8 protein-coding genes are annotated in these 9,434 nt (G+C 46.9%); 7 read left to right on the top strand and 1 reads right to left on the bottom strand.

All coding sequences use genetic code 11. The features are described 5' to 3' along the window. Nucleotides 1-55: 55 nt before the first annotated feature. On the bottom strand, nucleotides 56-1,636 hold the full coding sequence (locus DWV53_RS14410; protein WP_118155284.1) for an L-lactate permease: 1,581 nt from the start codon (nucleotides 1,634-1,636) through the stop codon (nucleotides 56-58). A gap of 156 nt (nucleotides 1,637-1,792) precedes the next feature. Between DWV53_RS14410 and DWV53_RS14405 the strand changes: the two genes are divergently transcribed. The 7 genes from DWV53_RS14405 (at nucleotide 1,793) to DWV53_RS14375 (ending at nucleotide 9,103) form a co-directional block, all read left to right on the top strand. Further along, nucleotides 1,793-2,293 (top strand): RNA polymerase sigma factor, encoded by a 501-nt coding sequence (locus DWV53_RS14405; protein ID WP_118139646.1) that lies wholly within the window; start codon nucleotides 1,793-1,795, stop codon nucleotides 2,291-2,293. Between the two features lie 16 nt (nucleotides 2,294-2,309). Beyond that, nucleotides 2,310-2,846: a hypothetical protein gene (locus DWV53_RS14400; protein WP_118139645.1), complete on the top strand. Its 537-nt coding sequence runs from the start codon at nucleotides 2,310-2,312 to the stop codon at nucleotides 2,844-2,846. Between the two features lie 66 nt (nucleotides 2,847-2,912). Further along, nucleotides 2,913-3,359 (top strand): DUF6108 family protein, encoded by a 447-nt coding sequence (locus tag DWV53_RS14395; protein WP_118139644.1) that lies wholly within the window; start codon nucleotides 2,913-2,915, stop codon nucleotides 3,357-3,359. A 63-nt stretch (nucleotides 3,360-3,422) separates the two neighbouring features. Continuing rightward, nucleotides 3,423-4,316, top strand: coding sequence for a hypothetical protein (locus DWV53_RS14390; RefSeq protein ID WP_118155282.1), 894 nt, complete (start codon nucleotides 3,423-3,425; stop codon nucleotides 4,314-4,316). Nucleotides 4,317-4,568: 252 nt separating this feature from the next. Beyond that, nucleotides 4,569-5,864, top strand: a complete 1,296-nt coding sequence (locus DWV53_RS14385; RefSeq protein ID WP_006849406.1) for an O-acetylhomoserine aminocarboxypropyltransferase/cysteine synthase family protein — start codon at nucleotides 4,569-4,571, stop codon at nucleotides 5,862-5,864. A gap of 31 nt (nucleotides 5,865-5,895) precedes the next feature. Next, nucleotides 5,896-6,843 (top strand): cysteine synthase A, encoded by a 948-nt coding sequence (cysK, locus tag DWV53_RS14380; RefSeq protein ID WP_118155280.1) that lies wholly within the window; start codon nucleotides 5,896-5,898, stop codon nucleotides 6,841-6,843. 700 nt (nucleotides 6,844-7,543) lie between these two features. Further along, complete coding sequence (locus DWV53_RS14375) at nucleotides 7,544-9,103, top strand: ATP-binding protein (RefSeq protein WP_118155278.1); 1,560 nt, start codon at nucleotides 7,544-7,546, stop codon at nucleotides 9,101-9,103. Nucleotides 9,104-9,434 lie beyond the last annotated feature (331 nt).

Below are 9,434 nucleotides of genomic sequence, written 5' to 3'. Positions count from 1 at the left end.
AAAGGGTGCGCCATGGACTTATGACACACCCTCTTTTTTATATAAGAAAAGAAGATCAACAACCGAAGTAAACCATCAGTCCGCCCAATACGATATACAGCAGGGCGTATGGGATGGCCGAACGGAGAATCTCTCCATCCTTTCCCTCCATATCGCAGGCTGCAGTAGCAATGGCGATACTCTGCGGACTGATCATCTTGCCACCAGTGGCTCCCGTGGTGTTGGCAGCAACCAGCCAGTTTTCCTGACCGCCCTCCAGACCGAAGAATGTGCTCTGCCCCGTCATACCCAACTGGTTGGCAACATGAGCCTGGAGCTTGGCAAAGAGGATATTCGAAGAGGTATCAGAACCCGTTACGAAGGTTCCGATGGCACCAATCATCGGCGCTACCAGAGGATAGTAATCTCCCGTTACTGCCACCAGTCCGGAGGCGATGGCAGTAATCATTCCCGAATAGTTCATCACGCTCGCCAGGGCTATCAGCGAACAGATGGTCACCACCGTCTTGCGCAGATTCACCGTGGTACGGGCAAGGAGCACCATCAATCGTTTGAGGCTCAATCCCTGTATCAATCCACCTATCGTAGCACCCAGGAAGAGCATCAGGCCCGCATTGGAAATCCAGCCAAACTTAAAGGTGCTATCGAGCACAGGCAGATGAACCGCACTCACCAGATGACTTTTGAGGAAAGCATTGACCGGAGGACAGAGTGCGCCGGAAACCAGGATGAATATCAATATAAAGAGGTAAACGCTCCATGCCTTCAGGCTCTCGGCAAGCGTAAAGATTTCCTTATCCTGCACCTTGCTCTTTCTGGCAAATACCTTGGCGTATGCGATGATGGCGATAATGGCAGCCAGAGAACCGATGATGGCTGGTGTCTCCGAACCGAGATAATAGCCGCAGACAAACTGCACTACCACGGAAATCACTCCCACCCAGAGGGCGATGATGAGATTCTTGATAAGATTGTGCTTATCGGTAAGCGTCAGGATGATGAAAGGCAGGATGATAAAAAGAGGTGCCAGTTGGATAATGGCGAATGCCGAAGTCTCGCAAATCTGTGCCGCCGAAGCCGATCCACTTTCAGCCACCTCGTTACAGAGCGTAGTAACCGGCACGCCTACGGCACCAAATCCCGTAGCCACGGTATTACCAATCAAGGAAACCAGAGCCGAGAACATCGGTTTGAAGCCGAGTCCGATGAGGATGGCAGCAGGTATCGCCACCGCCGTTCCGAAGCCCGCCATACCTTCGAGCAGTCCGCCGAATCCCCATACGAGGAGCAGCACGAGCAGTCCCTTATCATCGGTAATCGATGTAAACTGCCTCTTGATCACCTCTATCTGCTTGCTTTCCACGAGGATATTATAGCTATAGATAGCCATCAGGATGATGATGAGAATCGGGAATACCGCCTTCAGGATGCCTTCCACCACCGCCCATCCCGTCAGGGCGATCACGCTGTCCTCCGCATGTTCCGGGGCAATCATGCCTAGCGGCGAAGCAGCGAAGAGAGCGAGCAACACGGTAATTACGAGCGTCAGCAAGGCGCTTTTATGACCTGCCATCTTGAAGCCGAGCATCAGGATGAACAGCAACACGATGGGAATAATAGAAACTACAGATGCCATAAGCCATTCAGTTTTTTAATGTTTTCGATTGCTAAATTTTATGTTTATGACTGCAAAAATAACATTTTTCTTTGAAAAAAGAAAGCATTTTTTGAAAAAAATCTCTTCTTAGATGTCCGATTTTTCAATTTCATACGTCTATAGAGTGTTAAGGTTATGAGAACAGAAGAATTCAACCATATCATCCTACCGATGCGCAGCGACCTGAAAGCGTATGCGCTAAGGTTGACTGAGAGTGACGACAATGCCGAAGACCTCGTGCAGGAAGTCATGCTCAGGCTGTGGGACATGCGCCAGAATATCAAGGCAGAAGATAACCTCAAGGCGCTCGCCATCACCATCATGCGCAACAAGTTTTATGACCAGTGCAGGCATGAGGAGCGGAACTTCACCACCGACAGGGTGATGGAAGTATCCATAGAAGACCGGCGGGCAGAGCAACGGGACGAGGTAAATCTCATCAAGCAGATAGTGGCACAGCTCCCGCCCTTGCAGCAGCAGATATTCCGCATGAAGGAGATAGAAGGCTATACTGCCGATGAAATCATGCAGATAACGGGATGTACTGCCGATAATCTCCGAAAGAATCTCTCCAGAGCCCGACTCAAAATCAGAGAGACCTATATGAATATCGTGAAACAAAACAGAACAAAATAAAAAAGGAGGAAAGAAGATGAACGATAAAATAAAAAGAATCGATGAATTCAAGGGTATCAATGAATTCAAGACGATACAGGACTTGCTCGACAAGTATATGGATGGTGCCACATCCAATGAGGAAGAGGCAACGCTCAGAAAATATTTCGAAGAGCATGCCAATGATATTCCGGAAGAATGGGAATCCTATCGCGCCCTCTTCAGCTATATCGGATTCGAACAGATGAATCTTTCTCAAATTCTAAAAGAAGAAGAGAAGGAGGAGGATTTCGAAAAAAAAGATATCGAGAAGGAAGAAATCCCAAAGAAGGAAGCTTCTCGCAGCAGATGGCTCAAATATTTCGGCACTTCTGTGGCAGCCGCCGCTATCATCGCATTCCTGATTGTGGGCATCCAGAAGATTGCCCAGCCTCAGCCTGAATGTTATGCGGTTATCGATGGAAAGGTTTATACCGACCAGGAGTTCGTTCATAACGAAGCCCTGGATGCCCTGGAAGATGTTTCGGCAGATTCCGAAGATCCATTCAGTGCCCTGGATATGATGAAACAATAAATTCATCTTTTAGATGAAACAATCAATCAAACTATAAAGTATAATATATATAATAAGGTATAGAATATGAAACGATGCAACTTGATAAAACGCTTCTTCATCGGACTGCTTCTTATCGTGGTAGCCTCGATTTCGGCTAATGCCCAGGAGGGACTATACGTAAAAAGTATATTCCAACGCTTCGGACACGCCAAGGGATGCAAGATGGTTACGATGCAGAATGCGCAACTCAAAGGTTACAGGCTCAAGATATACAAGAGCCTGGTATATAAGAACCATGCCACGGAAATAGCCCACTATCTGAAGTCCGACCGCAAAGCTGCGAAAAAGATCAGAGAGGTGGTGGAAAATGGCAAGATGGTGAGCGGCTATTACATGATGACACCCTTGAGCAATGGCGACAACCGCTTCATCCTCTTCAGTAACCCGAGTAAAAGCAAGGGAACCGTGATTTATATAGAAGGCGACCTGTCGCCCGAAGATATCATGAAACTCTGCTATTCCAGAAGATAGAAACAGCATTTTCCTTCTGGAATCTTCTCAATAAGAATAAGAAACAACATAAAATATAGTATTATGAATATCAAAAACGTAATGATGATGGCTGCCATGATGCCAGCCTTCGCCCTTGCTGAAACCAACAGCAACAGTACACCAGCCTCGGTAGAGGCTAACGACACCACAATCAGAGTGAACGACCAGAACATCGTCATCAAGCAGGATGGTGAACAGACTTCTGTGAAGATATATAAGATGAACGGCAACGAGATGACCAAGATTTCCGAAACCCAATTCGTAGATGGTCAGGAAGTAGAAAAGGTATTTGTCACCTCACCATTCATCCCTCAGACTTTGAGCAAGCGCAAGCGCAGTCTGGAGAGTCATTATCCAACCTTCTTCTTCGGCTGCAGCCAGTTGCCAGGCAGCAGGGGAAGCATGGGAGGCAACAACGAGATGCACAGTCGCGACTCCAAGTCGTGGGAATGGGGCATCACCCTCACCAGTCTCTGCTTCCGCCTTTCCAACGAAATGGCGCTCACCTCCTCTCTCTCCATCGGACAGGTACACCACCATTTCAAGGACAATTATGTATTAAGTACCGAAAACGGGGTATCGGCAATGACTCCGATAGAAGGCGAAACGCTGAAGAAAAGCTATATCAGCTACAATGTGCTCCGCCTGCCTATCATGCTGGAGTGGCAGAAGCGCATAGGATCCCATGATGCATTCCTGGCTTTAGGTCCATCAGTAGAATACCGCTGGCACGAGCATTCCCGCTACTTCATCGGAAAGCACAAGCATACCGAAACGGGCGATATCAACCTCAACCCTATCGGCCTGAACCTGGAAGCCCGTGCCGGCTACTCAGGAGTGATGCTCTACGCCCGTGCTGGAGTAACCCCACTGCTCAACAAGACCAAGGCTCCCGAGTGCTACCCGATGACCATCGGCTTAGGATTTAGACTGTAATTTCTCTCAAAAAATCGAAAAAAATGTCCGAATACCACAAACGTGGTAGCAGGAATACTACTCATATGCTATTTCAGAATCCAGAAAATCGCCGTACCTTTGCAGCGTCAATCAGAACAAACAGCATGATGACTTTCAGAAGGACATCAGAATGTCTTTCAGAGAAAGAACATCAATCTGATTTCTGGGCGACAATTTATATAAATGAATAAGATTGAATATTAACGTAAAATTAAAGAAAGGACATAGATTATGAGTACAGAAAAGAAACTTCGCTTTGAGACACTTCAGTTGCATGTAGGTCAGGAAAATCCAGATCCAGCTACCGACGCCCGTGCGGTGCCTATCTACCAGACCACAAGTTACGTGTTCCGCAACTCTCAGCACGCTGCCGATAGATTCGGACTCCGTGACGCAGGTAACATCTATGGTCGCTTGACCAACTCTACTCAGGGTGTATTCGAAGACCGTGTAGCTGCCCTCGAGGGTGGTGTAGCAGGTTTGGCTGTCGCTTCTGGTGCTGCCGCCGTTACCTACGCTCTGCAGAACATCCTTCAGAATGGCGACCACATCGTAGCTGCCGACAACATCTATGGTGGTACTTATAACCTCATCACTCATACATTATCCACACAGGGTGTAAGCTACACCATCGTGGATCCTCGCAACTTCGAGCAGGTAGAGGCTGCTATCCAGGACAATACCAAGGCACTCTATGCAGAGACCTTCGGAAATCCTAACTCAGATGTAACCGATATCGATAAGTTGGCAGAGATTGCTCATCGCCACAACATCCCATTGATTATCGATAACACCTTCGGCACCCCATACCTCATCCGTCCTATCGAGCACGGAGCAGATATCGTGGTTCACTCTGCTACCAAGTTCATCGGCGGTCACGGTTCATCTCTCGGTGGTGTCATCGTAGATGGCGGTAAGTTCGACTGGAAGGCAAATGCCGACAAGTTCCCTACTCTCGCCAAGCCAGACCCATCTTATCATGGTGCCGTATTCGCAGATGTAGCCGGAGCAGCAGCCTTCGTAACCCGAATCCGTGCGGTCATCCTTCGTGATACCGGTGCAACCATCTCTCCATTCAACGCCTGGATTCTTCTTCAGGGCTTGGAGACATTGAGCCTCCGTGTAGAGCGTCACGTTCAGAATGCATTAAAGGTGGTAGAGTATCTGGAGAATAACCCTAAGGTGGCTAAGGTTAATCACCCAGCCGTTCCTTCTCATCCAGACCACGAACTTTACAAGAAGCTCTTCCCTAACGGCGGTGGTTCTATCTTCACCTTCGATATCAAGGGCGGCGAGAAAGAGGCATGGGAGTTCATCGACCACCTGCGCATCTTCTCTTTGCTGGCTAACGTAGCCGACGTGAAGTCACTGGTTATTCACCCAGCAACAACCACCCACTCTCAGTTAAGCCCAGAGGAATTGGAGGAGCAGCACATCTATCCTTCTACCGTTCGCCTGAGCATCGGTATCGAGAACATCGACGACCTGATTGAGGCACTCGATGAGGCATTTACCTACGTAAAGTAAAAATATTAATGATTTAAATTAGAGTACAGTTATGGCAAAGATATATAAGCAGATTACTGATTTAATCGGTAAGACCCCATTGGTAGAATTGGATAAGTATTCAGCATCCAAGGGTTTGGAGACTCCTGTGATTGCTAAGGTAGAATTCTTCAATCCTGGCGGAAGCGTAAAGGATCGTATCGCACTTGCGATGATCGAAGACGCTGAGCAGAAGGGCATCTTGAAACCAGGTGCCACCATCATTGAACCAACCAGCGGTAACACGGGTGTAGGTCTGGCTCTGGTATCAGCCGTAAAGGGCTATCACCTCATCCTCACCATGCCAGAAACCATGAGTGTGGAGCGCAGAAACCTGGTGAAGGCTTACGGTGCAGAAGTGAGATTGACCAGCGGTAAGGACGGAATGCCTGGTGCCATCAAGGCTGCCGAGGAGCTCCGCGATTCCATTCCGGGTTCCGTGATTCTGGGACAGTTTACCAACCCAGCCAATCCTGCCAAGCACTATGCCACAACAGGACCAGAAATCTGGGCTGATACCGATGGCGAGATTGATATCTTCATAGCCGGTGTAGGAACAGGTGGAACCATTTCGGGTATCGCCAAGTACCTGAAAGAGCAGAATCCAAACGTGAAGGTGATTGCCGTAGAACCTGCCACATCGCCTGTATTGAACGGCGGACAGAGCGGTCCTCACAAGATTCAGGGCATCGGTGCCGGTTTCATTCCAGAGACCTACTCTTCAGAATATATCGATGAGGTATTGGATATTCAGAACGATGATGCAATCAAGGCAGGTCGTGACCTGGCTCAGACCGAGGGCCTCTTGGTAGGAATCTCATCAGGTGCTGCCGCCTTTGCAGCCACCGAGATTGCGAAGCGTCCTGAGAACAAGGGCAAGAAGATTGTAGCCCTCTTGCCAGATACAGGCGAGCGTTATTTAAGCACTGTACTCTATGCTTTCGAGGAGTATCCACTCTAATTCACATTCAGATATTTTCTGATGAAAGCAAAATCTATTATAATTGAGGGTGTGTCATAAGTCTATGGCGCACCCTCATCCTATATATGAAAGAGAAGCGCAAAGAAGATTAATATCTTTACATTTTAACAACCTTAATAAATCTTACCTATCTCTACCCTATAGTTTAATGTCCATTTGAAAAACTGAAACTGCCCCCATGTGATTCCATCATTTAAACGAAGAGTTATTGATAAGAAAACATTGAGTGATGCGGCACAAAACATTGAGTTGTCACCCAAGAAACTACGAGTTAGATTCGTTAACACTTCTCAAAGGAGTTCATCCCCCCATCTTCCTCCCCTATCACATGGGGACAGTATCAGTTTTGAAAACGGACATTAAAGGGGATAGGCTTCCACATTCTATGAGAGAAAAGAGAGGTGGTTTGCAGCAACTGTTTTCCCTATATATAATCAGGTGCATTTTCGATATGACTAAGAGCAAAACTAGTCAACAAAAAGTATGACTAAGTTTTAACTAGTCAACTGGTTTTATAAATAAGTATTAACCGAGTCAACTCGTCTTATAAATAAGATAATAAGTGGTCAACCAAAATCGTTAAACCACACCACGTAAAAAATAGAACTTTTCCCTCATAAAAGTTTGGTGGTATCATTTTTTTGTTGTAGCTTTGCAAATGAATTAATTCGATGACGCAATGGCAAGAAAATTATATCCTATAGGAATTCAGACATTTGAGGAAATCCGCAAGTTGGACAACCTCTATATCGACAAGACGGAATACATCTATCGTATGACACATACCGATGGAAAGTATTTCTTCTTGAGTCGCCCACGCCGTTTCGGCAAGTCGCTGCTGGTTTCCACCTTCCAAAGTTATTTCGAAGGAAAGAAGGAACTCTTTGAGGGGCTTGCCATCGAGAAGCTAGAGAAGGAGTGGAATACTTATCCTGTTCTGCACTTCGACCTGAGCAAGGGTAAGCACATGGAGAAGGAGCAGCTGAATCGTTATTTGTTGGATATTATTGAAAAGCAAGAGGCAAGGTTCGATTGCATGAGCAATAAAATAGATGTTAATATTCGACTTGACGATTTGATAAATGCCGTTTATCAGAAGACTGGCAAGCAGGTGGTGGTGCTCATTGATGAATATGATGCTCCGCTGCTGGATGTGGCGCATGAAAAGGAAAAACTAGATGAGCTCCGTAACACAATGCGCAACTTCTATAGTCCTCTGAAGGGAAACGAGTCTATGCTTCGATTTGTCTTTATGACGGGCATCACGAAGTTTTCGCAGCTCAGCATCTTCAGCGAGCTGAACAACATCAAGAATGTGAGCATGGACGAGCCTTATGCCGGCATCTGTGGCATCACCAAGGAGGAACTGCTGACCCAGATGAGTGATGACATCGACGCTCTTGCCGAGCATCTGGAACTGAGCAGGGAGGAGACTATCCAGGAACTCAAAGACCATTATGATGGTTATCACTTCACATGGCCATCGCCTGATGTCTTCAATCCTTACAGCTTGCTCAATTGCTTTGCTGATGGCAAGCTGAAGGCTTATTGGTTTGGATCCGGTACACCTACTTATCTGATTGAAAAAATGAGGGAGTTTCATGTGTTGCCATCGCAGTTGGGGCGAGTGAGGGCTAAGGCTGCCTCCTTTGACGCTGCAACGGAAAGAATGACTTCGCTCACTCCTCTGCTGTATCAGAGTGGCTATCTCACCATCAAGGACTACGAAAAGAAGATAGATGTTTATACGCTCGACTTTCCTAACAAGGAGATTGAGGTGGGACTGTTCGACAGTTTGTTGCCGGGCTACCTTGGATCGGGAATAGATATGGGTAGGGTTGTGATAGCAGACATTTCTTCCTATATTAATAGTGGTAAAATGGATGAAGCCCTGCAAATGCTGGCTGATTTCCTGGAAACCATTCCATATTGCGACAACACCAATTACGAGGGGCATTACCAGCAGATGCTTTATATCATCTTTGCCTTGCTTACTGACTACAATATTATTGTGGAGCAGCACACGGCTAAAGGGAGAATCGACATCACGATGGAGACTGCCGACACCATCTATGTGATGGAACTGAAATTCAACAAGAGTGCCGAGGAGGCTCTCGCCCAGATAGAGGCAAGGCATTATGCCGATGCTTTCAAGATGAGCGGCAAGAAGGTGGTGAAGGTGGGCTTGAACTTCTCTATCAAAGACGAGGTGAATACTCTGGAATGGGTGATTTCCTGACACTGAGGGGGGGGTAGCCGATGGATTACGATTGACTTTCACAAATTCTTAAAATTACCTCCCTGATGAGCCGCCTACAGCCGAATGTCCCTTCTGTTATACCGACTCCGTAATAGGTGATGCCTCCGGCTTCCCTATCACCAAGGATTTCTTGAAGAAAATGAAGAAGAGATATTTCTAGGCGATTTTTCAACGTTTTTCACCGACCTGCCCCCTATCTCATGGGGACAGTATCAGTTTTGAAAACGGACATTAAAGGGGGTAGGCTTCCACATTCCATAAGAGAAAAGAGGAGGGTGTGTCATAAGTCTATGGCGCACCCTCTTTTATG

Origin of the sequence: Segatella copri (genome assembly GCF_003465495.1) — a bacterium.
GTDB classification, from domain to species: Bacteria; Bacteroidota; Bacteroidia; order Bacteroidales; family Bacteroidaceae; genus Prevotella; species Prevotella copri_G.
This window is presented reverse-complemented; position numbering and strand designations above follow the sequence as displayed.

Bases quoted from the DNA above. Each gene is read 5' to 3' on its own strand.
- DWV53_RS14395 (WP_118139644.1), top strand. From the start codon at position 2,913: ATGAAACGATGCAACTTGATAAAACGCTTCTTCATCGGACTGCTTCTT.
- DWV53_RS14400 (WP_118139645.1), top strand. From the start codon at position 2,310: ATGAACGATAAAATAAAAAGAATCGATGAATTCAAGGGTATCAATGAA.
- DWV53_RS14375 (WP_118155278.1), top strand. From the start codon at position 7,544: ATGGCAAGAAAATTATATCCTATAGGAATTCAGACATTTGAGGAAATC.
- DWV53_RS14405 (WP_118139646.1), top strand. From the start codon at position 1,793: ATGAGAACAGAAGAATTCAACCATATCATCCTACCGATGCGCAGCGAC.
- DWV53_RS14410 (WP_118155284.1), bottom strand. From the start codon at position 1,636: ATGGCATCTGTAGTTTCTATTATTCCCATCGTGTTGCTGTTCATCCTG.
- DWV53_RS14390 (WP_118155282.1), top strand. From the start codon at position 3,423: ATGAATATCAAAAACGTAATGATGATGGCTGCCATGATGCCAGCCTTC.
- DWV53_RS14385 (WP_006849406.1), top strand. From the start codon at position 4,569: ATGAGTACAGAAAAGAAACTTCGCTTTGAGACACTTCAGTTGCATGTA.
- cysK (WP_118155280.1), top strand. From the start codon at position 5,896: ATGGCAAAGATATATAAGCAGATTACTGATTTAATCGGTAAGACCCCA.